The following is a 26,308-nucleotide window of genomic DNA, read 5'->3' as shown; positions in this document are numbered from 1 at the left end:
GAGACTGGTGGGGTGGGTGAGGTCAAGGTTGCTGGTGACGGGGTGCGGATCGCTTATCAGGTGTCCGGTGCCGGGGAGCCGCTGGTGCTGCTCGCCGGGCAGTCCAACAGCCATCACTGGTGGGACCCGGTGCGTGCGGACTTCGCCGGCGCGTACCGGACCGTCACCCTCGACTGGCGGGGTACCGGGGACAGCGACAGGCCGGATGTGCCGTACAGCACCGAGGGGTTCGCGGACGATGTGATCGCCGTGCTGGACGATCTCGGCATCGAACGGGCGCATGTCTACGGGACCTCCATGGGCGGCCGGGTCGCCCAGTGGGTGGCGGCCCGGTATCCGGAGCGGACGCGGTCGCTGGTGCTCGGCTGTACCTCGCCCGGTGGTCCGTACGCCGTGGAGCGCGGCAACGATGTACGGCGTTCCCTCGTTCAGGGGACCCCCGCCGAGATCCGGCAGGCGCTGATCGACCTCATGTACACGCCGGCCTGGACGGCGCGCCACCCCGGCCCGTACACCACGCTCGGTGACCGTGCGATGCCCGGCTACGCCCGGCGGCGGCATCTGCTGGCCAGCAACGGCCATGACGCCTGGGACGTCCTGCCCGCCGTCACCGCCCGTACCCTGGTGCTGCACGGCACCGATGACCGGTTCAACCCCGCCGCCAACGCCCCGCTGATCGCCGGCCGGATTCCGGGGGCCCGGCTTGAGTTGATCGAGGGCGCGCGGCACGCCTACTTCGAGGAGTTCTCGGCCATCGCCTCCTCGCTGGTGCTGGGCTTCCTGGGCGTGGGGGACGGGGTGTCGTAGCCGCGCAGCGGGACGTGGCGGACGAACCAGGCCAGGACGAAGCCGGCCACCGCGATCACGGCCGCCCACCAGAAGGTGGTGGTCACGCCGTCCGTCACCGCCCGCTGGAAGGTCTCGCGGGCCTCCTGCGGGAGGGACTTCAGCAGCTCCGGGGTCATCTGGGTGACGGTGGAGCCCAGTTCGCCCGCGTTGCTGGTGACGTGCGAGGTGTAGAGCGCGCCGAGCAGGGAGACGCCGAGCGAGCCGCCCATGTTGCGCAGGAACGTCACCGCGCCGGTGGCCGCGCCGACGTCCTTCGCGGCGGCGCTGTTCTGCGCGATGAGGGTGGTGGTCTGCATCAGACAGCCCATGCCCAGGCCCAGCAGCACCATGTACAGGGCCACGGTGGTCTTCGAGGTGCCGGTGTCGATGGTGGAGAAGAGCAGCAGGGAGGCCGCCATCAGCGCGGTGCCGGCGATCGGCAGGGCGCGGTAGTGGCCGGTCCTGCTGATGAGCTGGCCGCCGGCCACCGACATCACCATGGCGGCGATCATCATCGGCATGAGCAGCAGCCCGCTGTTGGTGGCGGAGGAGCCCTGGACGAACTGCTGGTACTGCGGCAGGAAGGTCACCCCGCCGAACATCACGAAGCCGACCACCAGGGCGAGCGTCCCGGCCAGGGTGAAGTTGCGGCTGGCGAACACCGACAGCGGCATCACCGGCTCGGCGGCCCGCCGTTCCACCGCGACGAACGCGGCGAAGGCCACCACGGTCAGCGCCGCGAGCCCGAGGATCTGCGGCGAGCCCCACCCGTACTCGGTGCCGCCCCAGCTGGTGAGCAGCACCAGCGCGGTGATCCAGGTGGTGAGCAGGGCCGCGCCGGTCCAGTCGATGCGGGGCCGGGCCGTGCCGGTGGCGGCGGCGCCGCGCGGCAGCCGGGCCAGGGTGTACCAGCACACCACCAGGGTGACCAGGCCCAGCGGGAGGTTGACGTAGAAGGCCCAGCGCCAGCTGAGGTTGTCGGTGATGAAGCCGCCGACCAGCGGGCCGCCGATCATGGCCACCGGCATGACGGCCATCATCATGCCCTGGTACTTGCCGCGTTCGCGCGGGGGCACGATCTCGGCGATGACGGCGAGGACGCCGACCATCAGTCCGCCGGCGCCCAGGCCCTGGACGGCGCGGAAGGCGATCAGCTCGGCCATGTTCTGGGAGAGCCCGGCCAGCATGGAGCCGATGAGGAAGATCACGACGGCGGACAGGAAGGTGAGGCGGCGGCCGTAGAGGTCGCCGAGCTTGCCCCACAGGGGGGTGGCGGCGGTGGAGGCGAGGAGGTAGCCGGTGGTGACCCAGGCGAGGTGGTTGAGCCCGCCGAGGTCGCCGACGATGGTGGGCAGGGCGGGGGCGACGATCATGTTGTCGAGCATCGCCAGTGTCATGGCGATGATCAGTCCACTCATCGTGAGGACGATCTCACGATGAGTGAAGGCGGGTGGCGCGTGGGTGTCGGTGGGCGTGGCTGAGGCCATGAGGGTGTCCGTCCAGCTCAAATATCACTTACCGGTCGGTCAGTAAGTTAGCTTAGGCCGATAGGGTGTGCAACAGATGTTTGGGCAAGACATGGGCAAGAAGCGGCGAGGGGCGGTTGTCATGGCAGGTGCGGCCCGCCGATCGGGGCAGGACACCAAGGGCCGGATCCAGGAAGTGGCCCTGAGCCTGTTCACCGAGCAGGGGTACGAGTCGACCTCCATGCGGGAGATCGCCGAACAGCTCCACATCACCAAGGCTGCCCTGTACTACCACTTCAAGAACAAAGAGGACATCGTCGTCTCCCTGTTCGGCCGCCAGATGGACGAGATCGACGCCCTCATCGACTGGGCGGACGGCCAGCCCCCCGGCCCCGAGCTGCGCCGCGAGGTCATCGAGCGCTGGTCGGCGATGACCGCCGAGCAGGGCATCCGGATGTTCCGGTTCGCGATGGCCAACCAGCATGTGCTGCGCGAGCTGAAATCGGGCCGGGAGGGCATGTTCGAACGGTTCCAGCTGCTCCTCAACGCCATCACCGAACCCGACGCCTCCCTGGAACAGAAGCTGCGCGGCCGGGTGGCGCTGCTCAGCCTCCAGATGTGCCTGATGGCCGGCCGGGACCTGGACGCCACGGACGAGGAGCTCGCCGCCACCGCCCGCAAGATCTCCCTGGAGATGCTGGAGATCTGAGAGGGGTCAGCCCCCGGCGCCCGCCGCCGTGAAGGCGCCGGTGGCCAGCCGGTGCAGCAGCGCCGCCGTCTCCTCACGGTCCGGCGCCGTGCCGGGGCGGGCCAGGCGCGGGGTGGAGTTCAGCAGGCCGAACACCGCGTGGACGGCCGTACGGGCCGCCGCCTCCGCCAGCGCCGGGTGCACCTCGCGCACCACCGCCACCCACAGCTCCACGTACTGTCGCTGCAACTGTCGTACCTGCTTGCGGTCCGGCTCCGGAACCCGGTTCAGCTCCCGGTCGTGCAGGGTGATCAGCGCCCGGTCATCCAGCGCGAAGTCGATGTGCCCGGCGATCAGCGCGTCCAGCGCGGCGGCCGGCGGCAGCCCCGCCGCCCTGGCCTCGGCCACCCGCTGCCGCCCGCCGTCCCGCAGCCGGCTGCTGATCCCCACCAGCAGTTCGGTGAGCATCGCCTCCTTGCCGGCGAAGTGCCGGTACAGCGCGGGACCGCTGATGCCGACCGCCGCTCCTATCTGGTCGACCCCGATGCCCAGGAAGCCGTGCTCGGCGAAGAGCCGGGACGCCTCGCGCAGGATCTGTTCTCTGCGGGTTCCGGCGGGCCCGGCGTGCGCGTTCATGCGTCTGATTGTAGACAGCCCGGTTAGCGAGCGTTAACCTGACGCTCGGCACACCACTCCGTACAGCTGGTAAGGGAGGCCGAGCGATCATGCGGCAGGCACCGGTGCTCAGCAGCGCCGCCGACCCCGCCTCTGCGGCGTACGGCGCCAACGAGGCCGCCCACCGGGAGCTGGCCGCCCGGCTCCGCGAGAAGCTGGCCGCCGCCCGGCTCGGCGGCGGCGAACGCGCCCGCGCCCGGCACACCGCGCGCGGCAAACTGCTGCCGCGCGACCGCGTGGACGCCCTCCTCGACCCCGGCTCACCCTTCCTGGAGCTGGCCCCGCTCGCCGCCGACGGCATGTACGAGGGCCAGGCCCCGGCCGCCGGGGTGGTCGCCGGCATCGGCCGGGTCTCCGGCCGGCTCACCGTCATCGTCGCCAACGACGCCACCGTCAAGGGCGGCGCCTACTTCCCGATGACCGTCAAGAAGCATCTGCGCGCCCAGGAGATCGCCCTGGAGAACCGGCTCCCCTGCCTGTATCTCGTCGACTCCGGCGGCGCGTTCCTGCCCATGCAGGACGAAGTCTTCCCCGACCGCGAGCACTTCGGCCGGATCTTCTACCACCAGGCCCGGCTCTCCGGCGCCGGCATCCCGCAGATCGCCGCCGTCCTCGGCTCCTGCACCGCCGGCGGCGCCTACGTCCCCGCCATGAGCGACGAGGCCGTCATCGTCCGCGACCAGGGCACCATCTTCCTCGGCGGCCCGCCCCTGGTGAAGGCCGCCACCGGCGAGGTCGTCACCGCCGAGGAGCTGGGCGGCGGCGACGTCCACACCAAGACCTCCGGCGTCACCGACCACCTCGCCGAGGACGACGCCCACGCGCTGCGCATCGTCCGCGACATCGTCGCCACCCTCCCCGCCGCGCCCGCCCCGCCCTGGGAGGTCACCGCACCCGAGCCGCCCGCCGCCGACGAGGCCGGGCTGTACGGGGTGGTGCCCGCCGATCCCCGTACCCCCTACGACGTCCGCGAGGTCATCGCCCGGCTGGTGGACGGCTCCCGCTTCCACGAGTTCAAGGAACGCTACGGCCCCACCCTCGTCACCGGATTCGCCCGCATCCACGGCCACCCGGTCGGCATCATCGCCAACAACGGCATCCTGTTCTCCGAATCCGCCCAGAAGGGCGCCCACTTCATCGAGCTGTGCGACCAGCGCGGCATCCCGCTGCTCTTCCTCCAGAACATCACCGGCTTCATGGTCGGCAAGGCGTACGAGGCGGGCGGCATCGCCAAGCACGGCGCCAAGATGGTCACCGCCGTCTCCTGCGCCCGGGTCCCCAAGCTGACGGTGGTCATCGGCGGGTCGTACGGGGCCGGCAACTACTCGATGTGCGGGCGGGCCTACAGCCCCCGCTTCCTGTGGATGTGGCCCGGCGCCAAGATCTCCGTGATGGGCGGCGAACAGGCCGCCTCCGTCCTGGCCACCGTCAAGCGCGACCAGCTGGCGGCGCGCGGCGAGGAGTGGGCGGACGCCGAGGAGGAGGCGTTCAAGGAGCCGATCCGGGCCGGCTACGAGGCCCAGGGCAACGCCTACTACGCCACCGCCCGGCTGTGGGACGACGGCGTCATCGACCCGCTCCAGACCCGCACCGTGCTCGGCCTCGCCCTCACCGTGTGCGCCGGCGCCCCGCTGGGCGAGCCCGGCTACGGCGTCTTCCGGATGTGAAAGAGGAGCAGTGACCGCGATGTTCGAGAGTGTGCTCGTCGCCAACCGGGGTGAGATCGCGGTGCGGATCATCCGCACCCTGCGCCGGCTCGGGATCCGGGCGATCGCCGTGTACAGCGACGCGGACGCCGGCGCCCGGCACGTACGGGAGGCGGACGCGGCGGTACGCATCGGTCCCGCCCCGGCGGCCGACAGCTATCTGTCCGTCGAGGCGCTGCTGGCGGCGGCCCGCCGCACCGGTGCGCAGGCCGTGCACCCCGGCTACGGCTTTCTCGCCGAGAACGCCGGCTTCGCGCGCGCCGTGACCGCCGCCGGGCTCGCCTTCATCGGCCCGCCCGCCGAGGCGATCGCGCTGATGGGCGACAAGATCCGGGCCAAGGAGACGGTGTCGGCGGCCGGGGTGCCGGTGGTCCCCGGCGCGTCCGGCGCCGAACTGGCCGCCGCCGCCCGCAAGCTGGGCATGCCGGTGCTGCTCAAGCCCTCGGCGGGCGGCGGTGGCAAGGGCATGCGGCTGGTGCGCGAGGAGGCCGCCCTGGAGGAGGAGATCGCCGCCGCCCGGCGGCAGGCGCTGGCCGCCTTCGGCGACGACACCCTCCTGGTGGAGCGCTGGATCGACCGCCCCCGGCACATCGAGATCCAGGTGCTGGCGGACGGCCACGGCGGCGTCATCCACCTCGGCGAACGCGAGTGCTCCCTCCAGCGCCGGCACCAGAAGATCATCGAGGAGGCCCCCAGTCCGCTGCTGGACGACGCCACCCGCGCCGCCATGGGCGAGGCCGCCGTCGCCGCCGCCCGGGCCTGCGGCTACCGGGGGGCCGGGACGGTGGAGTTCATCGTGCCGGGCGCCGACCCCGGCGCGTACTGCTTCATGGAGATGAACACCCGGCTCCAGGTCGAGCACCCCGTGACCGAACTCATCACCGGGCTCGACCTGGTGGAGTGGCAGCTGCGGATCGCCGCCGGGCAGCCGCTGCCGCTGCGCCAGGAGGAGGTCACCCTCACCGGGCACGCCGTGGAGGCCCGGCTGTGCGCCGAGACCCCGCACATCAGCGAGCACGAGGACGGGCCGCGCGTCGACTTCCTGCCCTCGGCCGGGCGGGTGCGGCTGCTGCGCGAGCCGGCCGGGGAGGGGGTACGGGTCGACTCCGGTCTGCTGGCCGGCGGCGAGGTCGGCACGGCGTACGACCCGATGCTCGCCAAGATCATCGCGTACGGCCCGGACCGGCCCACCGCGCTGCGCCGGCTGCGCGCCGCGCTCGGCGCGACCGTGGTGCTCGGCGTGGACACCAACGCCGGTTTTCTGCGCCGGCTGCTGGCCGATGAGCGGGTGGTGGCGGGCGCGCTGGACACCGGCCTGGTGGACGCGGGCGCGGCGGCGCTGGTGCCGGACGCCGTGCCGGACGAGGTGTACGCGGCGGCGGCGCTGCTGCGGCACGCCGCGCTGGAGCCGGCCGCCGAGCCGGGCAGCGGCTGGATCGATCCCTTCGCCGTACCGTCCGGCTGGCGGCTGGGCGACGGGCCGGCCTGGACCGCGCATCCGCTGCGGGTGCCGGGGCGGGAGCCGGTCACGGTGCGGGTGCGGCCGGGGGAGGTACGGATCGGGGACGGCGAGCCGGTGGAGGCCCGGCTGCTGGGTGAGGTGGCGGCCGGGGCCGAGGACGTCCACCTGGAGTACGCGGGGTACACGTATCACTTCGCGTATGCCGATGGCTGGCTGGGCCGGGACGGCGACAGCTGGCAGCCGCGCGCGTACGACCCGCTGACCGCCGCCGCGCGCGGCGCCGCCGAGGCCGGCGCCGACACCCTCACCGCGCCGATGCCCGGCACCGTCACCGTCGTCAAGGCGGCGGTCGGCGACCGGGTGGCCGCCGGGCAGAGCCTGCTGGTGGTCGAGGCCATGAAGATGGAGCACCTCATCACCGCCCCGCACGCCGGCACCGTCACCGCGCTCGACGTGACGGCCGGCGCCACCGTCGCCATGGACCAGGTGCTGGCCGTGGTCGCCGCCGACCAGGACGAGGAGAGCGTGACCCCATGACCGGCGAACTCCCCATGCGGGTCCCCGACGACTCGCTGCCCGCCCGGGTCCGCATCCACGAAGTGGGCCCCCGGGACGGCCTCCAGAACGAATCGGCCGTCATCCCCGTGGAGATCAAGGCCGAGTTCATCCACCGGCTGGCCGCCGCCGGGCTCACCACCATCGAGGCCACCAGCTTCGTTCACCCCGACTGGGTGCCCCAGCTCGCCGACGCGGCGCAACTGATGCCGCTGCTCGCCGACCTCGCCGGGCAGCCTGCCGTCCGGCTGCCGGTGCTGGTCCCCAACGAGCGCGGCCTGGACCGCGCCCTGGCGCTGGGGGTACGGGAGATCGCCGTCTTCGCCAGCGTCACCGAGTCCTTCGCCCAGGCCAACCTCAACCGCACGGTGGACGAGACCCTGACCATGTTCGAGCCGGTGGTGACCCGCGCGCTGAGCGCCGAGGTGCCGGTCCGCGGCTACCTCTCCATGTGCTTCGGCGACCCCTGGGAGGGCCCGGTGCCGGCCCAGCGGGTCGTCGGCGTCGCGCTGCGGCTGCTCGACCTGGGCTGTGCGGAGATCAGCCTCGGCGACACCATCGGGGTGGCCACCCCGGGGCAGGTGGCCGCGCTGCTCACGGCGCTGGACGCCGCCGGGGTGCCCGCCTCCCGGCTCGCCGTCCACTTCCACGACACCTACGGCCAGGCCCTGTCCAACACCCTCACCGCGCTGCGGCACGGCGTCACCACCGTCGACGCCTCCGCGGGCGGACTCGGCGGCTGTCCGTTCGCCAAGAGCGCCACGGGCAACCTCGCCACCGAAGACCTGCTGTGGATGCTCCAGGGCCTGGGCATCGACACCGGCGTCGATCTGCGGCGACTCGCCGAAACCAGTGACTGGCTGGCCGCACACCTCGGCCGGCCCAGCCCCTCGCGCACCGTGCGCGCCCTCTCCCACAAGGAGTCCTGACCGATGGCACTGGATCACCGGCTGTCCCCGGAGCACGAGGAACTGCGCCGCACCGTGGAGGCGTTCGCCCACGATGTGGTGGCCCCGAAGATCGGGGAGTTCTACGAGCGGCACGAGTTCCCGTACGACATCGTCCGCGAGATGGCCGCGATGGGGCTGTTCGGGCTGCCGTTCCCCGAGGAGTACGGCGGCATGGGCGGCGACTATCTGGCGCTGTGCGTGGCGCTGGAGGAGCTGGCCCGGGTGGACTCCTCGGTGGCCATCACCCTGGAGGCCGGGGTTTCGCTGGGCGCCATGCCGATCTACCGGTTCGGCACGCAGGAGCAGCGGCGGGAGTGGCTGCCGAGGCTGTGCGCGGGCGAGATCCTGGGCGCCTTCGGGCTGACCGAGCCGGGCGTCGGCTCTGATGCGGGGGGCACCCGTACCACTGCGGTACGGGACGGGGACAGCTGGGTGATCAACGGCACCAAGAGCTTCATCACCAACTCCGGCACCGACATCACCGGGTTCGTGACCGTCACCGCCGTGACCGGGCGCAAGCCGGACGGGGCCCCCCGGATCTCCACCATCATCGTCCCGTCCGGCACCCCCGGCTTCACGGTGGCACCCGGCTACTCCAAGGTCGGCTGGAACGCCTCCGACACCCACGAACTGGCCTTCTCCGACGTCCGGGTACCGGCCGGCAACCTGCTGGGGGAGGAGGGCCGCGGCTACGCCCAGTTCCTGCGGATACTGGACGAGGGCCGGATCGCGATCTCGGCGCTGGGCACCGGGCTCGCCCAGGGATGTGTGGACGAGTCGGTGCGGTACGCCGGGGAGCGGGAGGCGTTCGGCCGGCCGATCGGCGCGAACCAGGCGATCCAGTTCAAGCTGGCCGACATGGAGATGCGGGCCCACACGGCGCGGCTGGCCTGGCGCGACGCGGCGGCCCGGCTGATGGCGGGCGAACCCTTCAAGAAGGAGGCGGCGATGGCCAAGCTGTACTCCTCGGACGTGGCGGTCACCAACGCCCGCGAGGCCACCCAGATCCACGGCGGCTACGGCTTCATGAACGAATACCCGGTCGCCAGGATGTGGCGCGACGCGAAGATCCTGGAGATCGGCGAGGGCACCAGCGAGGTCCAGCGGATGCTGATCGCCAGGGAACTCGGCGTCTGCTGACGCGCCGCACCGCACCACCACACGGAGCCGGGAGGGCGGGCCGGTGTGCCCGTCGCCCCGGGTCCGGCGTCCGGTGCGAGCCCGGGAATCCCGCGGGTCGCGTGGGGTGTCCGGCGTCACTCCGGGGTCTGGGGGGTGGGCGGGATTTGGTGTTCCGGCGCTGCTGGCACAATCTGGTGGCATGGCTGAGATCACCCAGCGAGCCGGTAACTGGTACTTCGACGGCTCGGTGCTGCGCATCGTGCCCGGGCACGGGAAGGGGGTGCATGCGCTGCGGACCGCTCTGGGGGAGCTGACGGTGCCGCTGGAGGCGGTGGCGGAGGTGTCCTTCGAGCCCGGGCGCAAGCACGACAGGCTGCGGCTGCGCCTGCGGGAGGGCGCCGATCCGCTCACCCAGGCGACCGGCGGCAAGCTGCCGGCGGCGGCCGATCCGTACCTGCTGGAGGTGCCGCACGACCGGGCGGACGCCGCCAGGGAACTGGCGGCCGAGATCCGGGCCGCCCTGGACACCGCGCAGGTGCCCGGCACCGGCACCGACCACTATCTGCTGCCCGGGCCCCAGGCCCCCATCACGCTGCACGCCTCGGACGGTGAGGCCACCTTCGACGGTGAGCGGATCCGCATCGACTGGGGCTGGGGCGCGGACGACATCAAGAAGAACAGCGGCGCCCGGATCATCGCGCTCAGCGATCTGGCCGGGGTGGAGTGGGCGCCGCCGCGCATAGAGAACGGCTTTGTCCGGCTGCACCCCAAGGGCGCGCACTCCACCTACAAGCCCTCCCACGACCCGAACTGTGTGGTGATGTGGGGCTGGCGCGAGGTCAAGGACGTCACCGAGTCGGCGCTGTTCGTGGCCGCCCTCGCCGCCCGGCTGCCGCACCCGTCCACGGCGGAGGCCGCCGCCTCCGTACCGGCGCCCGCGCGGCCCGAGCCGCTGCCCGCGGCGGACGGCGCGGAGGCCGGCACCGAGCAGGACGCGGTGCTGCGCAGGCTGTGGGAGCTGGGTGAACTGCACGACACCGGGGTGCTGACCGACGAGGAGTTCGGCGCCGCGAAGAAGGCTCTGCTGAACCGGCTCTGAGCCCTGGTCCGGTCCGATCTCAGCCGGCGGCGCCTTCCGGGTCGAGGGGGGCGCCGTCGCCCGTCGCGGGCAGGTCGCCCCGCTCCACCGGCGCGGCGCCGTCCTTGGACGGCATCATGGCGGTCAGCTCCGCCGCGTCGGCCGGGTGGGCGGCCTCCAGCGCGGCGCGCAGCAGATCCGGGTCGATGTCCGGGTCGGTGGTCAGTACGGAGATCCGCAGCCCGTCGCGGATCCGATGGAACTCGGTGATGCCGGCCGCCTTGTCGGCGCTGATCGCGGTGTCGGCGGCGCCCGGCGCGGCGCGCTCGACCCGCAGCTCGATGGTGGAGCCGGTGGCGGAGACATAGCTGACGCCCCAGCCGTCCTCGCCGATGACCCCGGCCGACTGCGGGGCCAGGGTGTAGCCGGGGATGTCGGTCAGCTGGATCAGCTCGGGGTCGACACCGGTGGACTCGGGCGGGGCCGGGCTCGTGGCGGCTTCGGTGGGGGTGTCGGCGATCTCGGCCGGGGGAGTGGCGGAGGTCTCGGTGCCGCAGGCCGTCAGGGTCGCGGCGAACGACAGCGCGGCGAGCAGCGGAAGCAGCGCAAGCAGTGGGGCGGTGGCCGGCCGGCGGCGGGCGGAGCGCTTCGGGATCATGCCCGTATTCTCCGCCCGCCGCCCGCCCGACCCGGTGTTTACTTCGCCGGGTCGACGCCGAAGATCTCGGCCATGTCGTCCAGGATCATGTCCGCGCCCTGGAGCGACACCGAGGTCATCCAGATGGCGTCCTCGACCTCGTGCACGTTGCCGCTCTCCACCGCGCTCAGGCGCGCCCACAGCGGGTTCGCCAGGAAGCGCTCCTTGCGGTCCTCGCCGCCCGAGTAGGTGGTGTAGAAGATCACGTCGGCTTCGGCCTGCTCGATCTGCTCCTCGCTGATCTCGATGGTGAACTCCTCGGGATCGCGCTGGTTCTCCGGCCGGGCCAGCCCCATGTCGGCGAGGATGATGCCGGAGAAGGTCTTCGGCAGGTAGATCCGGGTCGGGCCGTCGAGGAAGCGCACGATGGAGACGGTGGGGTTGTCGTACTCGGCGTTGACGGCCGCGCCGATCGCCGCCGCCCGGGTCTCGTACGCGCTCAGCTGCGCCGCCGCCGACTCCTCCTGGCCCAGCACCTCGCCGAGCAGGGTGATGTTGTCCTTCCAGTTCGGGCCGGTGCTGGGCACGAACACGGTCGGCGCGATGTCGGACAGCGTCTGGTACAGCTCGTCGTGCCGCACGGTCGCCGAGACGATCAGATCGGGCTCCAGGAGCATGATCTGCTCCATGTTGGGGTTCTCCAGCGGGCCGACGTCCACGGTGTCCTCGACCGCGTCGCCCAGGTAGTCGGGGAAGCCGTCCAGGTTGCGGTAGTTGCCGATGCCGCCGACCAGGTTGCCGCCGAGGGTGACGACCGCTTCGACCAGGCTGTTGTCGAGTGCCACGATCCGCTGCGGCGCGGCCGGGATCTCGGTTTCGCCCTTGTCGTGGGTGATGGTGCGCGGATAGGCCGCGTCCGAGGCGTTCGACTCGCCGCCCTTGTCGGGGGTGTCCGTGTCCGGGGAGCCGTCGGACCCGCAGCCGGCCAGCCCGGCGGCCAGCGCTGTCATCAGCGCGAACGCGCCGACGCGGTGGCGCCAGCGGCGCCGGAGAGGGGTGGTCACGGATCGTCTCTTTCTGTTAGGTAAGGCTTGCCTTGGTAAAGGCTGTGTGAGCATAGCCAGCGACCGGCGATCAAGGGAAGGCGGGGGCGGGGGAAATGCGCAAGTCAGGCTTGCCTTACCTTGTGGACGTGTCCGTCACCCCCGCCACCGCCGGCCAGGCGTCACCGGCCCCGCCACCAGCAGCGCCACCGCGCGGCGGCTGGCGCGGCCCGGCCCGTACCGTCGCGCTCGTCGTGCTGCTGCTCGCCCTGACCGCCGCCGTGTTCGCCTCCCTGGCCATCGGCAGCAAACCGGTCTCGCTCGGCGATGTGCTGGCCGCCCTCGGCGGCAGCCGCGAGGGAGACGCCGTCGTCGTCCGCGACCTGCGGGTGCCGCGTACGGTGCTCGGCCTGCTCGTCGGCCTCGCGCTCGGCGCCGCCGGGGCGGTCGCGCAGGACATCACCCGCAACCCGCTCGGCGACCCCGGGCTGATCGGGGTCAGCGCCGGGGCGGCCTTCGCCGTCGCCGCCGGCATCGGGCTGTTCTCGCTCACCCACTCCTACCAGTACATCTGGTTCGCCTTCCTCGGCGGCGCCCTGGCCGGCCTGCTCGCCTACACGGTCGGCGGCACCGGCTACGGCGGCGCCACCCCCGCCAAACTCGCGCTGGCCGGCGCCGCCGTCACCCTCTTCCTCGGCTCCTTCACCAGCGCCCTGGTCCTCCTCGACGTCAACACCCTGGACCAGTACCGCTCCTGGGCGGTCGGCTCGCTCGCCGGGCGCAACCCCGAACTCGGCCCGCAGCTCGCGCCGTTCGTCATCATCGGCCTGGTGCTCGCCATCGCGCTCAGCGGCCGGCTCAACGCCCTCGCCCTCGGCGACGACCTGGCCACCACCCTGGGCGCCAAAGTACGCACCACCCGCGCCCTGGGCGCGCTCGCCGTCATCGTGCTCACCGGCGCCGCCGTGGCCGCCGCCGGCCCCGTCACCTTCGTCGGCCTCGTCATCCCGCACCTGGTACGCGCCTTCACCGGCCCCGACGCCCGCTGGCTGATCCCCTGCTCCGCACTGGGCGGCGGCGTCCTGCTGCTGGGCGCGGACGTCATCGGCCGCGTGGTGGCCCGCCCCGGCGAGCTGGAGGCCGGCGTGGTCACCGCCGTCATCGGCGCCCCCTTCCTGGCCGTCATGGTCAAGCGCGGCAAGCTGAGGGAGCACACCCGATGACCGGCATCACCGCGCGCACCCCGCGTGCCAAGGCGTTCACCGCCGAGCGCGGCCCCTTCGGGCTGCGGGTCCCGGCCCGGGTGGCCGGCACCTGCGCCGCGCTGCTGCTCGTCGGATTCCTCGCCTTCACCGCCTCCGTCTCGGTCGGCACCTACGCCATCCCGCTCGGCGACGTCCTGGGCGCGCTCTTCGGATACGGGGACGGCGCCGCCGACCTCGTCGTCCACAAGCTGCGGCTGCCCCGCGCGCTGACCGCCGTGCTGGCCGGGCTCGCCTTCGGCCTGGCCGGCGCCGTCTACCAGGCCGTCACCCGCAACCCGCTGGCCTCCCCCGACCTCATCGGGGTATCCGCCGGGGCCGGGGCCGGCGCGGTGGCCACCATCCTGTTCGGCGGGGTCACCGCGGCCGGCGCCGGCACCTTCGGCGCGGTGCCCTACGGGGCGCTCGGCGGCGCGCTGCTCACCGCCGCCGTGATCTACCTCTTCGCCTTCCGGGGCGGCACCATCACCGGCTACCGCTTCGTCCTGGTCGGCATCGCCGCCGGCGGCGCGCTCGCCGCGCTCACCCGCTGGATGCTGGCCCGCGCCGACATCGACCAGGCGGCGCGCGCCATGGTGTGGCTCACCGGATCGCTCAACGGCCGCAGCTGGTCGCACGTGGAGTGGATCGGCTACGCGCTGCTGATCCTGCTGCCGCTCACCTTCGCGCTGGCCCGCCCGTACCAGCTGCTCCAGTTCGACGACTCCACCGCGCTCAGCCTGGGCATGCGGCTGTACCGGGCCCGGATCGCGCTGCTGGTCGCCGCGACCTGCCTGGCGGCGGTGGCCACCTCGGTGGCCGGGCCGGTCGCCTTCGTGGCGCTGGGCGCCCCGCAGATCGCCCGCCGGCTGGCCGGCACCGCCGGGGTGCCGCTGCTCACCTCCGGGCTGCTGGGCGCCGTCCTGCTGCTGGCCGCCGATCTGGCCGGGCGGCTGGTGCTCGCCCCGGTCGAACTGCCGGTCGGCATCGTCACCGGCGCCGTCGGCGCCCCGTATCTGCTGTACTTGCTCGCCCGCTCCAACCGGGCCGGAAGGGGAGGCTGAGATGCCCGCCGAGACCACCACCACGCTGCCCACGGCCCGGCTGGGCGCCACCGGGCTGCGCCTGGGGTACGGGGACCACGTCGTCGCCGAGGACCTTGATCTGGAGATTCCGGAGGGCAAGGTGACGGTGCTGGTCGGGCCGAACGCCTGCGGCAAGTCCACTGCGCTGCGCGCCCTCGCCCGGCTGCTGAAGCCGGCCGCCGGGACCGTACACCTGGACGGGCAGGACATCGCCGGCCTCGGCGCCCGCGAGGTGGCGCTGCGCCTCGCCCTGCTGCCGCAGACCCCGGCCGCCCCGGACGGCATCACCGTACGGGACCTGGTGGCCCGTGGCCGTACCCCGCATCAGCGCTGGTGGCGCCAGTGGTCGGCGGCCGACGAGGAGGCCGTGGACGAGGCGCTGGCCGCCACCGGGGCCACCGCCCTGGCCGAGCGGTCCATCGACGAGCTGTCGGGGGGCCAGCGGCAGCGGGTGTGGATCGCGATGGCGCTCGCCCAGGACACCGGGGTGCTCCTGCTGGACGAACCCACCACCTATCTGGACCTCGCCCACCAGGTGGATGTGCTGGAGCTGGTCGCCCGGCTGAACCGGGAGCGCGGCCGGACGGTGGTGATGGTGCTGCACGAGCTGAACCTCGCCTGCCGGTACGCCGATCATGTGATCGCCATGCGGGAGGGGAAGGTGGCGGCGGCCGGGCCGCCGGCCGAGGTGATCACGCCCGAGCTGGTTCGGGAGGTCTTCGGACTGCGGGCCGCCGTGATCGAGTGCCCGGTCGCCGGTACCCCGCTGGTCATCCCCGAGCTGGGGGCCCGGGGGTAAGAAACGACACCCGCCTGCCCGATATCGGGCAGATTTGTTGCGGAAACCGTTCTTGATCCGCAGTATCGAGGGGTGCTCGAACGTCGGACGCCCTCACACGAGGACCTTGTGGACCACCTGGTGCGCAGCACGCCGCTCGCCCGGGGCGAGGCCGCGCGTGTCGTCCTCGACGTGCTGGCGTACTTCGACGAGACCATCGAGGAGTACACGCGTCGGCGGCACCGCGAGCTCCAGGGGCAAGGACTGACCAATCCGGTGATCTTCGCGCGGATCGCCGAGGAGCTGACGCACCGGGCGGTGGCCCCGCCGCGACTGTCGGTACGGCAGCTGCGGCGGATCGTGTACGGCTGACCGCCACCGTCCCCGCCCGCCCGCCAGCCCGCCCACGACCGTTCGCCGCTCGCCGGCAAGGAACCAACCCAGCCAGGAGGACACCCCTTATGTGTGGAATCGTCGGATACATCGGGAAGCGGGATGTCGCCCCCCTCCTCCTGGAGGGCCTTCAGCGCCTGGAGTACCGCGGCTACGACTCGGCCGGCATCGCCATCCACAGCAGCGGCAAGGGCGGCGGCCTCAAGACCGTCAAGAACAAGGGCCGGGTCCGCGACCTGGAGGCCAAGGTCCCCGCCCGGTTCGCCGGCACCACGGGCATCGCCCATACCCGCTGGGCCACCCACGGTGCCCCCAACGACATCAACGCGCACCCGCACACCGACGCCGCGCAGCAGGTCGCCGTCGTCCACAACGGCATCATCGACAACTCCGGCGATCTGCGCGCCAAGCTCACCGCCGACGGCGTCGAGCTGATCTCCGACACCGACACCGAGGTCCTCGCCCACCTCATCGCCCGCGCTCAGTCGCAGACTCTGGAGGAGAAGGTCCGCGAGGCGCTGCGCTACGTCGAGGGCACCTACGGCATCGCCGTGCTGCACGCCGACTTCCCCGACCGCATCGTGGTCGCCCGCAACGGCTCCCCGGTGGTGCTCGGCATCGGCGAGAAGGAGATGTTCGTCGCCTCCGACGTGGCCGCGCTCATCAGCCACACCCGCCAGGTGATCACCCTGGACGACGGCGAGATGGCCACCCTCAAGGCCGACGACTACCGCACCTACACCACCGACGGTTCCCGTACCTCCGCCTCGCCCACCACCGTGGAGTGGGAGGCCGAGAGCTACGACATGGGCGGCCACGACACCTACATGCACAAGGAGATCGCCGAGCAGGCCGACGCCGTGGACCGGGTGCTGCGCGGCCGGATCGACGACCGCTTCGCGACGGTACGGCTCGGCGGCCTCAACCTGGACGCCCGCGAGGCGCGCACCGTGCGCCGGGTGAAGATCCTGGGCTGCGGCTCCGCCTACCACGCCGGGCAGATCGGCGCCCAGCTGATCGAGGAGCTGGCCCGGATCCCGGCCGACGCCGAGCCGGCCAGCGAGTTCCGCTACCGCAACGCGGTGGTGGACCCCGACACCCTGTACATCGCGGTCAGCCAGTCCGGTGAGACGTACGACACACTCGCCGCCGTGCAGGAGCTCAAGCGCAAGGGCGCCCGGGTGCTGGGCGTGGTGAACGTGGTCGGCTCGGCCATCGCCCGCGAGACGGACGGCGGGGTGTACGTGCACGCCGGGCCCGAGGTGTGCGTGGTGTCCACCAAGTGCTTCACCAACACGGCGGTCGCGTTCGCGCTGCTGGCGCTGCACCTGGGCCGCATCCGGGATCTGTCGGTCTCGGACGGCAAGCGGATCATCGAGGGGCTGCGCAAGCTGCCCGCCCAGATCGCCGAGATCATGGCGGACGAGCCGCGCATCGCCAAGCTGGCCGCCGACCTCGCCGACGCCAAGAGCATGATGTTCGTCGGGCGGGTGCGCGGCTACCCGGTGGCCAAGGAGGCGTCCCTCAAGCTCAAGGAGATCTCCTACATCCACGCCGAGGCGTACCCGGCCTCCGAGCTGAAGCACGGCCCGCTGGCGCTCATCGAGCCCGCCACCCCGACCGTGGCGATCGTCCCCGACGACGATCTGCTGGACAAGAACCGGGCCACCCTGGAGGAGATCAAGGCCCGCAGCGGGCGGATCCTGGCGGTGGCGCACCGCGAGCAGGAGAAGGCCGACGACACGATCGTGGTGCCGCGCAACGAGCCCGAGCTCGACCCGGTGCTGATGGGCATCCCGCTCCAGCTGCTGGCGTACCACACGGCGCTGGCGCTGGGCCGGGACATCGACAAGCCGCGCAACCTGGCCAAATCCGTCACCGTGGAGTAATCACCCGAAGCGGGCAGAGCGGCGGCCCCCGGCGGGGTGCGTGCCACCAGACGCACCCCCGGGGGCCGCCATCTCGCGCCGGCGTCGCCCATTACGCCGGCGTGGGGGACAGCCGCCGCCGGGTCCGTCACCTCCCGGCGGCAGCCAGAGGTCTTGCTCCCTGTATGCCCCTCACAAGCGCACAATCCACCCCGGGCGGGGCAGCAATTTGCGGAAACGTCCCGGCGGCGTGCGACCGGGCGCGCCGGGGCGGCCCAGGGGGGCACAGGAGCCCGTCGCGGGCGGCCGGGGGCAGCGGGGCGGCCGGGGCCGTTACGGGATGACGATGACGGGCCGCCGCGCCCGGCGGGCCAGCCGGCCCGACACGGAGCCGAACAGCCGCCCCAGCAGCCCCTGGGTGGTGCCCACGACGATGGCGTCCGCCTCGTACTCCTGGCCCACCTCCTCCAGCTCGTGGCAGATGTCGCCGCCACGCTCCAGCAGGACCCAGGGGAGGTCGGTCAGCAGATCGGAGCAGGCCAGCTCCAGACCGATGACCTCGGTGCGGTGGTCGGGGATGTCCACCAGCGCGGGGGGCTCGCAGCCCGCCCAGACGGTGGTCGGCAGTCGGTTCGCCACATGAACGATGATCAGCCCGGAGCCGGCGCGGTGGGCCATGCCAATGGCGTATGCGAGAGCACGCTCACTGGTGGTCGAACCGTCGAAGCCGACTACGACACCATGCTGAAAAGCCGGGTCGCGGGAGTACCGCTCGTCATCGGCGGGCGCGGGGGGAGTGGACGGATCGGCGAGACGCTTGCGATCCGTGGGTTCTGGGAGCTCGTATCCAGCCATCAGTGCCTCGGCGGGCGGTCAGCGAGGAGACCTCGTGAGCACGGCAGGGACGCGTGTGGGACACGGAAGGGCCCACGTCAAGGCTGTTTCGTCAGCCACAAGCCCACCTCCTGAATACGACGTACATTGCTGGTTCCCGCTGACGGCGTTGTCAACCCCGCGAACCATGACCGAGCAGCATGCCGCACCGCGCGGCGGGACGCAATGGCCGCCGCACCCTTGTGTGCGACCGATGCCGGAGCGTAACGATACGGTGTCTGTGACGTTGCCGGCGACCCGCCGGGACGTCGGATCACCGGCCGGGGGTCTTGTTGACGACTTTTATTTTCAGCCAACTTCCCCACTACTGAAACACCTTGCCCATCCGCCCCGCCAACCCCACGGCTCCACGGGGAAACGGCGAGGCACCGGGGCTCCCGGCCACTGGCGCTGCGGAGCACGACGAGAAGGCGCACTTCCCCCAACTGCTCGTACGTGTAACGCTTCCTGATCGACTGCTTCGCGCCACGTTGCCATGTCGATTTAGCGCCGAGTGATGAACTTGTCCCGCCGACCTCATCCGACACAGTAGATTCGATCTTGGCAATCACGTCGGGGGAAACGTGCAGGACCGAGAGGATGCGACGACCGAGGGAACTGAGGAGCATGAGCCAGGACCCAACGCACGGCCCCGAGCCCGCCGTCAAGCTCGCTGCCCGGCGCCGCCGCGAGATCGTCGCGGTGTTGCTGTTCAGCGGCAGCCCCATGTTCGAAAGTTCCATCCCGCTCTCCGTCTTCGGCGTCGATCGTCAGGACGCCGGAGTACCGCGCTACCGCCTGCTGGCCTGCGCGGGGGAGGAAGGACCGCTGCGCACCACCGGCGGACTGGAACTGCGCGCGCCCTACGGTCTGGGGGCGATCTCCCGGGCCGGAACCGTCATCGTCCCCGCCTGGCGGTCGATCACCGGACCGCCACCCGCCGCCGCGCTCGCCGCGCTGCGCCGGGCCCACAGTGAGGGCGCACGCATCGTCGGGTTGTGCACGGGCGCGTTCGCGCTCGGCGCGGCCGGCCTGCTGGACGGCAGACCGGCGACAACCCACTGGATGTACGCGCCCACGCTGGCCAAGCGCTATCCGTCGGTCCATGTGGACCCCCGGGAGCTGTTCGTCGACGACGGTGACATCCTCACCTCCGCCGGCACGGCCGCCGGGATCGATCTGTGCCTGCACATCGTCCGCATGGACCATGGCCCCGAAGCCGCGGCGGCCCTGGCCAGACGGCTGGTGCTGCCCACCAGGAGAGGGGGTGCCGGCAACGGCGCCGAGAGCGGGCAGCCACGTCATCTGGACCGGTCTTTACCAGAGGACATCGGCGCCGACCCGCTGGCCGAGGTGGTGGCCTGGGCGCTGGAGCACCTCCACGAGCAGTTCGACGTGGAGACCCTGGCGGCCCGGGCGTACATGAGCCGCCGTACGTTCGACCGGCGCTTCCGGTCCCTCACTGGGAGCGCTCCCCTCCAGTGGCTGATCACCCAGCGGGTGCTTCAGGCGCAGCGGCTGCTCGAAGTCTCCGACTACTCGGTGGACGAGGTGGCGGGCCGCTGCGGCTTCCGCTCCCCGGTCGCCCTGCGCGGACACTTCCGGCGGCAGCTGGGGGCCTCCCCGGCGGCCTACCGGGCGGCCTACCGGGCCCGGCAGCAGGAGACGGCGGCCGGGCGCGCCAAGCCCGTGACCGACGGCTTCTCGCCCCGGGTGCCCGGGCAGCGGGGGCGGCCGGTGGCCTGAGCGCCGGGCGAGCACGTACGACACGGGGCGGGCCGTCCGCCGGGGGGCACCCGGGGGCGGCCCGCCCCGCCCGCTCCGGGGCGGCGCTCCCGAACGCGCGGCGTAGGGTTGATCGCATGAACGACCGGATGGTGTGGATCGACTGCGAGATGACAGGTCTCTCGCTGATCGACGACGCGCTCATCGAGGTGGCCGCGCTGGTCACCGACTCTGAGCTGAACGTACTCGGCGACGGCGTGGACATCGTGATCCGCCCGCCCGCCGCCGCCCTCGCCGGCATGCCGGAGGTGGTGCGCACCATGCACACCACCTCGGGGCTGCTGGACGAGCTGGACGGCGGCACCACGCTGGAGGACGCCGAGCGGCAGGTGCTGGAGTACGTACGCGCGTACGCGCCGGAGCCCGGCCGCACCCCGCTGTGCGGCAACTCGGTCGGCACCGACCGGGGGTTTCTCGCCCGGGACATGCCGCGGCTGGAGGGGCATCTGCACTACCGGATCGTCGATGTCTCCTCGGTGAAGGAGCTGGCCCGCCGCTGGTATCCGCGGGTCTACTTCAACAGCCCCCCCAAGGGCGGGCAGCACCGGGCGCTGGCGGACATCAAGGAGTCCATCGCGGAGCTGCGTTACTACCGGGAGGCGCTGTTCGTGCCCCAGCCGGGCCCCGACTCGGACACCGCCAAGCGGATCGCCGCCCGGCACACCGAGGGCTGACCCCGGTCCCGGCAGAACGCGGGAGCGAAGTGCCCCGCGCACCCTGTACACTCAATACGGCCGAGCGGGGAGAGCCGTAAAAAGCCTCCCGAACCGGTCATGGTGGGTGTAGCTCAGTTGGTAGAGCACCTGGTTGTGGTCCAGGTGGTCGCGGGTTCAAGTCCCGTCACTCACCCCAAAGGATCAAGGGTCCGACCTGCGGAAACGCGGTCGGGCCCTTTGTCGTTGGGGCAGTTGACGTGGTGCCCGCCACAGCATGAGCGCCGGGCGGGGCGGGAAAGAAGCGGATGGCCGTTGGCATACGGGGGCGCGCCGCGCAATTCGGAGATCGCGGCTGAGGAGCGCCCGATCCTCCGAAGGAGACCTGGATGCTTCCCACGACCGTGCTCGACACCAGCCATCTCGAACCCGGCGAGCGCTTCGACTACTGGCGCGACACCCTCACCGGTGTCATCTCCCCGATGGAGATCACCAGCGACACCACCTCCGACTTCCACGGCCGGATGCGGCTGATCGCCCTGGACGACATCCGCGTGCTGCCCGTGACCATGCAGGCGTTCCAGTGCCACCGCACCCCGTACCTGATCCGGCGGTCCGACCCGGAGCTGCTGCACCTGGCCGTGATGCTTCCGGGGGCCACGCCGCTCGCCGTCACCCAGACCGCCGGGCAGCACATCACCGGGCCGGGCGACCTGTACATGGTGGACACCTCCCGCCCGTTCACCATCCGGGCCACCGAGCCCGGCAGAGCGTCCATGGGGCACTGCGTCGAGATACCGAAGAAGCGCCTCAGCCTCCCCCGGCACACACCGGTCGGCCGGCTGCTGGGCCGCTCGCTGTCCGGCACCCGTGGCTTCGGCGCGCTGCTGGCCCACTACCTCACCCATCTCACGGAACAGCACCACACCTACCGGCCGGCCGACGCGCCCCGGCTCGCCACCACGCTCACCGATCTCGTCACCGGACTGATCACCCACACCCTGGACACCGCCCCGCCGCCCGACCCGGCCGGGGCGGAACGCACCCTGCTGCTGGCGGTCAAGACGTTCATCGAGCAGCACCTCGCCGACCCGGAGCTGAAGCCCACCGCCATCGCCGCCCACCACCACATCTCCACCCGCCACTTGCACCGGCTCTTCCAGCACCACGGCACCACCCCGGCCGCGCACATCCGCCGGCGCCGGCTGGAGCGGGCCCACCACGACCTGACGGACCCGGTGCACACCCGTACCCCCATCCACGCGATCGCGCACCGCTGGGGCTTCACCTCGCACGCCCACTTCACCCGCACCTACACCCATCACTACGGCACCACCCCCACGCACACCCGCAGCCGGGTCCTTGACCGGCGGCGACCGGATTCTTGACGCTCGGCGCCACAACCCGCCCCAAGGCTGGCCGTCCTCGGCGGGCCCGGGTGGAATGGATTCCGTCAACACAGATGAACGGCGCACCGGCCAGGGGTGCCGTTCATCAGGGGGAGGGACGTCGCGCGAGGCACGCCCCCGCGCTGCCTCGCGCGACGGTTGAACGGAGAGTTGAACGGAGAAGAGAGCGGCGCACCCCTGACCGAGGTGCGCCGCTCGGCCGGTCGGGGCCAAGCCCTAGGCTGGTGGGATGGGGAAGAGCCAAGAACCCGTCCTGGGCGTGAAGTTGTCCGATGTGCTGCTGCTGGCCGCGATCATGCTGGTGGGTGTGGGGATCGCCCTGCTGCTGGACGACGGGCCGCGGCAGGTCGTGCTCGGCCTGGCCACCATCGGGAACGGCATCTTCATCGGGAGCCGGATCCGCGAGCGGCGCGACGCCGGGCGCTGAGTACGGTGCGGCGGCCGGCTCAGTCGCCGCCACCCCCGCCATCGCCACCGCCCCCATCGCCGCCGCTGTTGCCGCCGTCGCCGCTTCCGCCGCCCCAGCTCCAGCCGCTGTCACCCCCGTTGCCGCTGTTGCCGCCGTCGGCCGGGGAACCGCCCGAGCCCGTACCGCCGGTGGTGCGGCGGTGATCGCCCCGGAACATCCGCATGGCGATCGAGCCCGCCACCAGCACCAGCACGACGCCGATCACTATGACCACGGCAACCCACTCCCCCTGTTGGTCATTTCACACATTCACGAGTTATCCACAGGCCCGGACGGGCTGAGGGCAGCCTCCCATAAGATCGAGTGGATGGCCGGAGCACAGGGGAGGGGAAGCCGTGGAGATCGCTGACATCGGGGAGCTGTGGGACCGGGTGACCGGCACCCAGCCCGCGCCCGAGCTGTGGCTGGTGCTGGCGACCGCCGCCGTGGCGCTGGCCGTCGTCACCCCGTACGGCGTGTGGCGGGTCGCCCGGAACACCATCACCATCGCCCACGAGGGCGGCCACGGCCTGGTGGCCCTGCTCACCGGCCGCAAGCTCGAAGGCATCCGGCTGCACTCGGACACCTCCGGGCTCACCGTCTCCCGGGGCAGACCCACCGGGCTCGGCATGATCCTCACCGCCGCCGCCGGCTACACCGCCCCCTCGCTGCTGGGCCTGGGCGGCGCCGCGCTGCTGGCCGCCGGGCGGATCACCGCGCTGCTGTGGGGCGCCACCGTACTGCTGCTGGCGCTGCTGATCATGGTGCGGAACGCGTACGGCATGCTCACCGTGGTGCTCACCGGCACGCTGTTCATCCTGGTCTCCTGGCTCACCGACCCCGAGGTGCAGGCCGCCTTCGCCTACGGCGTGGTGTGGTTCCTGCTGCTGGGCGGGGTCCGGCCGGTGTGGGAGCTCCAGATGAAACGGCGCCGGGGCGGCGCCGGGGACTCCGACGCCGACCAGCTGGCCCGGCTGACGCGGATGCCCGCGCTGATCTGGCTGCTGTTCTTCCACGCCGTGGTGCTGGCCTGCCTGATAGCCGGCGGCGGCAGCCTGCTGGACGCCGCCGCCTCCTGACCCACCGCCTTCCCCGGCTCCCGGTCCATCCCGGACCGCGTCCAGGGGCCCGGCCCCGACCCGGGCCCGCCGCCCCGCACTCCGTCGCGCACTAAAGTGAGCACCATGACCGATCACAGCCTGACCGCCGACCACTGGCCCGCCCCGCTCGCCTCCGGCGCGGTCGAGGCGACCGTCACGGTGCCCGGCTCCAAGTCGGTCACCAACCGCGCCCTGATCCTCGCCGCGCTGGCCGCCGAGCCGGGCTGGGTACGGCGCCCGCTGCGGTCCCGCGACACCCTCCTGATGGCCGACGCGCTGCGCTCGCTGGGCATCGGCATCGAGGAGACCGTCTCCTCCAACTCCACCGTCGCCCCCGAGGGGCTCGGCGAGTCCTGGCGGATCATCCCCGCCACCCCGCAGGCCCCGGCCACCGTCGACGTCGGCAACGCCGGCACCGTGATGCGCTTCCTGCCGCCGCTGGCCACCCTCGCCGAAGGCCCGGTCCGCTTCGACGGCGACCCCCGTTCGTACGAACGCCCGCTGCACGGCGTCATCGACGCGCTGCGCGCGCTCGGTGCCCGGATCGACGACGAGGGGCGCGGCGCGCTGCCGCTGACCGTGCACGGCGCGGGCTCGCTGGACGGCGGGCGGGTGGAGGTGGACGCCTCCTCGTCCTCCCAGTTCATCAGCGCCCTGCTGCTGTCCGCCCCGCGCTTCAACCAGGGCGTGGAGGTCCGGCACACCGGCACCGTGCTGCCCTCGCTGCCGCACATCCGGATGACCGTCGACATGCTGCGCCGGGCCGGCGCCCAGGTGGACGCCCCCGAGTCGGGCGGCGAGCCGAACCTGTGGCGGGTGTCCCCCGGCGCGCTGCTCGGCCGCGACCTGGTCATCGAGCCCGACCTGTCCAACGCCCAGCCGTTCCTGGCCGCCGCGCTGGTCACCGGCGGCAGCGTCACCATCCCCGACTGGCCCTTCCACACCACCCAGCCCGGTGACGCGCTGCGGGAGATCTTCTCCGCGATGGGCGGCGACTGCGTCCTGGACGACCGGGGCCTGACGCTCACCGGCAGCGGCCGGATCCACGGCATCGACATCGACCTGGGCGAGGTCGGCGAGCTGACCCCCGGCATCGCGGCGGTCGCGGCGCTGGCCGAGGACGAGTCGGTGCTGCGCGGCGTGGCCCATCTGCGGCTGCACGAGACGGACCGGCTGGCGGCCCTCACCCGCGAGATCAACGCGCTGGGCGGCGATGTGACGGAGACGGCCGACGGCCTGCGGATCCGCCCGCGCCCGCTGCACGGCGGGGTGTTCCACACGTACGAGGACCACCGGCTGGCGACCGCCGGTGCCATTCTGGGTCTGGTGGTGAAGGACCTGGAGGTGGAGAACATCGCCACCACCGGCAAGACCATGCCCGACTTCCCCGAACTGTGGCGCGACATGCTGGCGGGACGCGGCTAGGCCGGGCTGCACACGATGCGCCGGTACGGCAAGCACACCGATGAGGACGATGTACGGGTCCGGCCGTCCCGGCACGGCAGCCGCCCCCGCACCCACCGCAGGCCCGCGCACGAGGACGCGGCCCAGGGATTCGTCCTGACGGTGGACCGGGGCCGGATCACCTGCCTGGTGGGCGAGGTGACCGTCACCGCGATGAAGGCCCGCGAACTGGGCCGCAAGGCCGTCGTGGTGGGCGACCGGGTCGCCGTGGTCGGCGACCTCTCGGGCAAGCGGGACACGCTGGCGCGGATCGTCCGGGTGGAGGAGCGCACCTCCGTGCTGCGGCGCACGGCCGATGACGACGACCCGTTCGAGCGGGTGGTCGTCGCCAACGCCGACCAGCTCGCGGTGGTCACGGCGCTGGCCGACCCCGAGCCCCGGCCACGGCTGATCGACCGCTGCCTGGTGGCCGCGTACGACGCGGGTCTGGAGCCGCTGCTGATCCTCACGAAGGCGGACCTGGCCCCGGCCGGTCCGCTGCTGGAGACGTACGCGCCGCTCGGGGTGCGGCACGTGGTGACCAGCGCGGAACGCTTCGAGGACGCCGAATCGGTGGCTGCGGTACGGGAGTTGCTGGCGGACCGGATCACGGCGTTCGTGGGCCACAGCGGGGTCGGCAAGACCACCCTGGTCAACGCCCTGGTGCCGGAACGGCAGCGCGCCACCGGGCATGTCAACGCGGTGACCGGGCGGGGCCGCCACACCACCGTCTCGGCGCTGGCCCTGCCGCTGCCCGACTCGGCGGGCTGGGTCATCGACACCCCCGGCGTACGGTCCTTCGGCCTCAACCACGTGGACCCGTCCCGGGTGATCGGGGCCTTCCCCGACCTGGAGCCGGGCGCCGCCAACTGCCCCCGGGCATGCAGCCACGACGAACCGGACTGCGCCCTGGACGCGTGGGTGGCCGAGGGCCACGCGGACCCGTCGCGGCTGTACTCCCTGCGCCGCCTGCTGGCGACGCGGGAGCGCACGGCCGGGGACTGACCGGCGGACCGATGTGC

25 protein-coding genes and 1 tRNA gene are annotated in these 26,308 nt (G+C 72.4%); 20 read left to right on the top strand and 6 right to left on the bottom strand.

What is annotated here, in order from left to right:
- The first annotated feature begins 12 nt into the window (after positions 1–12).
- On the top strand, positions 13–807 hold the full coding sequence (locus tag AC5WRL_RS11065; RefSeq protein WP_496088233.1) for an alpha/beta fold hydrolase: 795 nt from the start codon (positions 13–15) through the stop codon (positions 805–807).
- Here the strand turns inward: AC5WRL_RS11065 and AC5WRL_RS11060 are convergent.
- Positions 732–2,315 carry an MDR family MFS transporter gene (locus AC5WRL_RS11060; protein WP_496088232.1) on the bottom strand — a complete coding sequence of 528 codons (1,584 nt, stop codon included), beginning with the start codon at positions 2,313–2,315 and terminating at the stop codon, positions 732–734. The two genes, AC5WRL_RS11065 and AC5WRL_RS11060, sit on opposite strands and share 76 nt — an antisense overlap.
- 121 nt (positions 2,316–2,436) lie before the next feature.
- On the opposite strand from AC5WRL_RS11060, the gene AC5WRL_RS11055 reads away from it, so the two are divergent.
- Positions 2,437–3,003 carry a TetR/AcrR family transcriptional regulator gene (locus AC5WRL_RS11055; protein WP_496088231.1) on the top strand — a complete coding sequence of 189 codons (567 nt, stop codon included), beginning with the start codon at positions 2,437–2,439 and terminating at the stop codon, positions 3,001–3,003.
- A 6-nt stretch (positions 3,004–3,009) separates the two neighbouring features.
- On the opposite strand, the gene AC5WRL_RS11050 is transcribed toward AC5WRL_RS11055, so the two are convergent.
- Complete coding sequence (locus AC5WRL_RS11050; protein WP_496088230.1) at positions 3,010–3,618, bottom strand: SACE_7040 family transcriptional regulator; 609 nt, start codon at positions 3,616–3,618, stop codon at positions 3,010–3,012.
- A gap of 89 nt (positions 3,619–3,707) precedes the next feature.
- On the opposite strand from AC5WRL_RS11050, the gene AC5WRL_RS11045 reads away from it, so the two are divergent.
- The 5 genes from AC5WRL_RS11045 (at position 3,708) to AC5WRL_RS11025 (ending at position 10,551) form a co-directional block, all read left to right on the top strand.
- A complete protein-coding gene (locus AC5WRL_RS11045) occupies positions 3,708–5,324 on the top strand; it encodes a carboxyl transferase domain-containing protein (RefSeq protein ID WP_496088229.1) in 1,617 nt (538 codons plus the stop codon).
- 19 nt (positions 5,325–5,343) lie between these two features.
- Positions 5,344–7,362 carry an acetyl/propionyl/methylcrotonyl-CoA carboxylase subunit alpha gene (locus tag AC5WRL_RS11040; RefSeq protein WP_496088228.1) on the top strand — a complete coding sequence of 673 codons (2,019 nt, stop codon included), beginning with the start codon at positions 5,344–5,346 and terminating at the stop codon, positions 7,360–7,362.
- Positions 7,359–8,309 (top strand): hydroxymethylglutaryl-CoA lyase, encoded by a 951-nt coding sequence (locus tag AC5WRL_RS11035; protein ID WP_496088227.1) that lies wholly within the window; start codon positions 7,359–7,361, stop codon positions 8,307–8,309. The genes AC5WRL_RS11040 and AC5WRL_RS11035 overlap by 4 nt, the downstream gene beginning before the upstream one ends.
- A gap of 3 nt (positions 8,310–8,312) precedes the next feature.
- Positions 8,313–9,470, top strand: a complete 1,158-nt coding sequence (locus AC5WRL_RS11030; RefSeq protein ID WP_496088226.1) for an acyl-CoA dehydrogenase family protein — start codon at positions 8,313–8,315, stop codon at positions 9,468–9,470.
- Positions 9,471–9,651: 181 nt separating this feature from the next.
- Positions 9,652–10,551 (top strand): DUF4429 domain-containing protein, encoded by a 900-nt coding sequence (locus AC5WRL_RS11025; protein ID WP_496088225.1) that lies wholly within the window; start codon positions 9,652–9,654, stop codon positions 10,549–10,551.
- A gap of 19 nt (positions 10,552–10,570) precedes the next feature.
- On the opposite strand, the gene AC5WRL_RS11020 is transcribed toward AC5WRL_RS11025, so the two are convergent.
- Together AC5WRL_RS11020 and AC5WRL_RS11015 are read right to left on the bottom strand one after the other, a co-directional pair.
- Positions 10,571–11,188, bottom strand: a complete 618-nt coding sequence (locus tag AC5WRL_RS11020; protein WP_496088224.1) for a hypothetical protein — start codon at positions 11,186–11,188, stop codon at positions 10,571–10,573.
- A gap of 38 nt (positions 11,189–11,226) precedes the next feature.
- The gene (locus AC5WRL_RS11015) at positions 11,227–12,231 is read right to left on the bottom strand and encodes an ABC transporter substrate-binding protein (RefSeq protein WP_496088223.1); all 1,005 of its coding nucleotides are present in this window, start codon (positions 12,229–12,231) and stop codon (positions 11,227–11,229) included.
- 128 nt (positions 12,232–12,359) lie between these two features.
- Here AC5WRL_RS11015 and AC5WRL_RS11010 point away from each other — a divergent pair, with 128 nt between their 5' ends.
- The 5 genes from AC5WRL_RS11010 to glmS all read left to right on the top strand — a co-directional run bounded on the left by AC5WRL_RS11010 (position 12,360) and on the right by glmS (position 17,596).
- Entirely contained in the window at positions 12,360–13,433 is a 1,074-nt protein-coding gene (locus AC5WRL_RS11010) for a FecCD family ABC transporter permease (RefSeq protein WP_496088222.1), read from the top strand.
- Positions 13,430–14,515, top strand: a complete 1,086-nt coding sequence (locus AC5WRL_RS11005; protein ID WP_496088221.1) for a FecCD family ABC transporter permease — start codon at positions 13,430–13,432, stop codon at positions 14,513–14,515. The genes AC5WRL_RS11010 and AC5WRL_RS11005 overlap by 4 nt, the downstream gene beginning before the upstream one ends.
- Before the next feature lies 1 nt (position 14,516).
- The gene (locus tag AC5WRL_RS11000; RefSeq protein ID WP_496088220.1) at positions 14,517–15,335 is read left to right on the top strand and encodes an ABC transporter ATP-binding protein; all 819 of its coding nucleotides are present in this window, start codon (positions 14,517–14,519) and stop codon (positions 15,333–15,335) included.
- 72 nt (positions 15,336–15,407) lie between these two features.
- Positions 15,408–15,686, top strand: coding sequence for a hypothetical protein (locus tag AC5WRL_RS10995; RefSeq protein ID WP_496088219.1), 279 nt, complete (start codon positions 15,408–15,410; stop codon positions 15,684–15,686).
- Between the two features lie 89 nt (positions 15,687–15,775).
- Positions 15,776–17,596, top strand: a complete 1,821-nt coding sequence (gene glmS, locus AC5WRL_RS10990) for a glutamine--fructose-6-phosphate transaminase (isomerizing) (protein WP_496088218.1) — start codon at positions 15,776–15,778, stop codon at positions 17,594–17,596.
- Positions 17,597–17,908: 312 nt separating this feature from the next.
- On the opposite strand, the gene AC5WRL_RS10985 is transcribed toward glmS, so the two are convergent.
- A complete protein-coding gene (locus AC5WRL_RS10985) occupies positions 17,909–18,430 on the bottom strand; it encodes a universal stress protein (protein ID WP_496088217.1) in 522 nt (173 codons plus the stop codon).
- Between the two features lie 645 nt (positions 18,431–19,075).
- On the opposite strand from AC5WRL_RS10985, the gene AC5WRL_RS10980 reads away from it, so the two are divergent.
- The 5 genes from AC5WRL_RS10980 (at position 19,076) to AC5WRL_RS10960 (ending at position 22,722) form a co-directional block, all read left to right on the top strand.
- Positions 19,076–20,194 (top strand): GlxA family transcriptional regulator, encoded by a 1,119-nt coding sequence (locus AC5WRL_RS10980; protein WP_496088216.1) that lies wholly within the window; start codon positions 19,076–19,078, stop codon positions 20,192–20,194.
- A gap of 116 nt (positions 20,195–20,310) precedes the next feature.
- The gene (gene orn, locus AC5WRL_RS10975; RefSeq protein WP_496088215.1) at positions 20,311–20,907 is read left to right on the top strand and encodes an oligoribonuclease; all 597 of its coding nucleotides are present in this window, start codon (positions 20,311–20,313) and stop codon (positions 20,905–20,907) included.
- Between the two features lie 102 nt (positions 20,908–21,009).
- Positions 21,010–21,085 (top strand) — tRNA-His (locus tag AC5WRL_RS10970).
- Positions 21,086–21,275: 190 nt separating this feature from the next.
- Positions 21,276–22,274 carry a helix-turn-helix domain-containing protein gene (locus tag AC5WRL_RS10965; protein ID WP_496088214.1) on the top strand — a complete coding sequence of 333 codons (999 nt, stop codon included), beginning with the start codon at positions 21,276–21,278 and terminating at the stop codon, positions 22,272–22,274.
- A gap of 250 nt (positions 22,275–22,524) precedes the next feature.
- Entirely contained in the window at positions 22,525–22,722 is a 198-nt protein-coding gene (locus AC5WRL_RS10960) for a hypothetical protein (protein ID WP_496088213.1), read from the top strand.
- Positions 22,723–22,741: 19 nt separating this feature from the next.
- Here the strand turns inward: AC5WRL_RS10960 and AC5WRL_RS10955 are convergent, their stop codons facing one another.
- Positions 22,742–22,978, bottom strand: a complete 237-nt coding sequence (locus AC5WRL_RS10955; protein ID WP_496088212.1) for a hypothetical protein — start codon at positions 22,976–22,978, stop codon at positions 22,742–22,744.
- 121 nt (positions 22,979–23,099) lie between these two features.
- Here AC5WRL_RS10955 and AC5WRL_RS10950 point away from each other — a divergent pair, with 121 nt between their 5' ends.
- The 3 genes from AC5WRL_RS10950 (at position 23,100) to rsgA (ending at position 26,291) form a co-directional block, all read left to right on the top strand.
- A complete protein-coding gene (locus AC5WRL_RS10950; RefSeq protein ID WP_496088211.1) occupies positions 23,100–23,822 on the top strand; it encodes a M50 family metallopeptidase in 723 nt (240 codons plus the stop codon).
- Between the two features lie 105 nt (positions 23,823–23,927).
- Complete coding sequence (gene aroA, locus AC5WRL_RS10945; RefSeq protein WP_496088210.1) at positions 23,928–25,268, top strand: 3-phosphoshikimate 1-carboxyvinyltransferase; 1,341 nt, start codon at positions 23,928–23,930, stop codon at positions 25,266–25,268.
- Between the two features lie 15 nt (positions 25,269–25,283).
- A complete protein-coding gene (gene rsgA, locus AC5WRL_RS10940; RefSeq protein WP_496088209.1) occupies positions 25,284–26,291 on the top strand; it encodes a ribosome small subunit-dependent GTPase A in 1,008 nt (335 codons plus the stop codon).
- Positions 26,292–26,308 lie beyond the last annotated feature (17 nt).

The organism is Streptomyces sp. NTD107 (assembly GCF_059510435.1).
This window is presented reverse-complemented; position numbering and strand designations above follow the sequence as displayed.

What these genes read in the sequence shown, in the direction of transcription:
- glmS (WP_496088218.1), top strand. Translation starts at nt 15,776, where the DNA reads ATGTGTGGAATCGTCGGATACATCGGGAAGCGGGATGTCGCCCCCCTC.
- AC5WRL_RS10980 (WP_496088216.1), top strand. Translation starts at nt 19,076, where the DNA reads ATGAGCCAGGACCCAACGCACGGCCCCGAGCCCGCCGTCAAGCTCGCT.
- AC5WRL_RS11020 (WP_496088224.1), bottom strand. Translation starts at nt 11,188, where the DNA reads ATGATCCCGAAGCGCTCCGCCCGCCGCCGGCCGGCCACCGCCCCACTG.
- AC5WRL_RS11025 (WP_496088225.1), top strand. Translation starts at nt 9,652, where the DNA reads ATGGCTGAGATCACCCAGCGAGCCGGTAACTGGTACTTCGACGGCTCG.
- AC5WRL_RS11045 (WP_496088229.1), top strand. Translation starts at nt 3,708, where the DNA reads ATGCGGCAGGCACCGGTGCTCAGCAGCGCCGCCGACCCCGCCTCTGCG.
- AC5WRL_RS11040 (WP_496088228.1), top strand. Translation starts at nt 5,344, where the DNA reads ATGTTCGAGAGTGTGCTCGTCGCCAACCGGGGTGAGATCGCGGTGCGG.
- AC5WRL_RS11000 (WP_496088220.1), top strand. Translation starts at nt 14,517, where the DNA reads ATGCCCGCCGAGACCACCACCACGCTGCCCACGGCCCGGCTGGGCGCC.
- AC5WRL_RS10985 (WP_496088217.1), bottom strand. Translation starts at nt 18,430, where the DNA reads ATGGCTGGATACGAGCTCCCAGAACCCACGGATCGCAAGCGTCTCGCC.
- AC5WRL_RS10965 (WP_496088214.1), top strand. Translation starts at nt 21,276, where the DNA reads ATGCTTCCCACGACCGTGCTCGACACCAGCCATCTCGAACCCGGCGAG.
- AC5WRL_RS11050 (WP_496088230.1), bottom strand. Translation starts at nt 3,618, where the DNA reads ATGAACGCGCACGCCGGGCCCGCCGGAACCCGCAGAGAACAGATCCTG.
- AC5WRL_RS11035 (WP_496088227.1), top strand. Translation starts at nt 7,359, where the DNA reads ATGACCGGCGAACTCCCCATGCGGGTCCCCGACGACTCGCTGCCCGCC.
- rsgA (WP_496088209.1), top strand. Translation starts at nt 25,284, where the DNA reads ATGCGCCGGTACGGCAAGCACACCGATGAGGACGATGTACGGGTCCGG.
- AC5WRL_RS11060 (WP_496088232.1), bottom strand. Translation starts at nt 2,315, where the DNA reads ATGGCCTCAGCCACGCCCACCGACACCCACGCGCCACCCGCCTTCACT.
- aroA (WP_496088210.1), top strand. Translation starts at nt 23,928, where the DNA reads ATGACCGATCACAGCCTGACCGCCGACCACTGGCCCGCCCCGCTCGCC.
- AC5WRL_RS10960 (WP_496088213.1), top strand. Translation starts at nt 22,525, where the DNA reads ATGGGGAAGAGCCAAGAACCCGTCCTGGGCGTGAAGTTGTCCGATGTG.
- AC5WRL_RS11005 (WP_496088221.1), top strand. Translation starts at nt 13,430, where the DNA reads ATGACCGGCATCACCGCGCGCACCCCGCGTGCCAAGGCGTTCACCGCC.
- AC5WRL_RS11030 (WP_496088226.1), top strand. Translation starts at nt 8,313, where the DNA reads ATGGCACTGGATCACCGGCTGTCCCCGGAGCACGAGGAACTGCGCCGC.
- orn (WP_496088215.1), top strand. Translation starts at nt 20,311, where the DNA reads ATGAACGACCGGATGGTGTGGATCGACTGCGAGATGACAGGTCTCTCG.
- AC5WRL_RS11055 (WP_496088231.1), top strand. Translation starts at nt 2,437, where the DNA reads ATGGCAGGTGCGGCCCGCCGATCGGGGCAGGACACCAAGGGCCGGATC.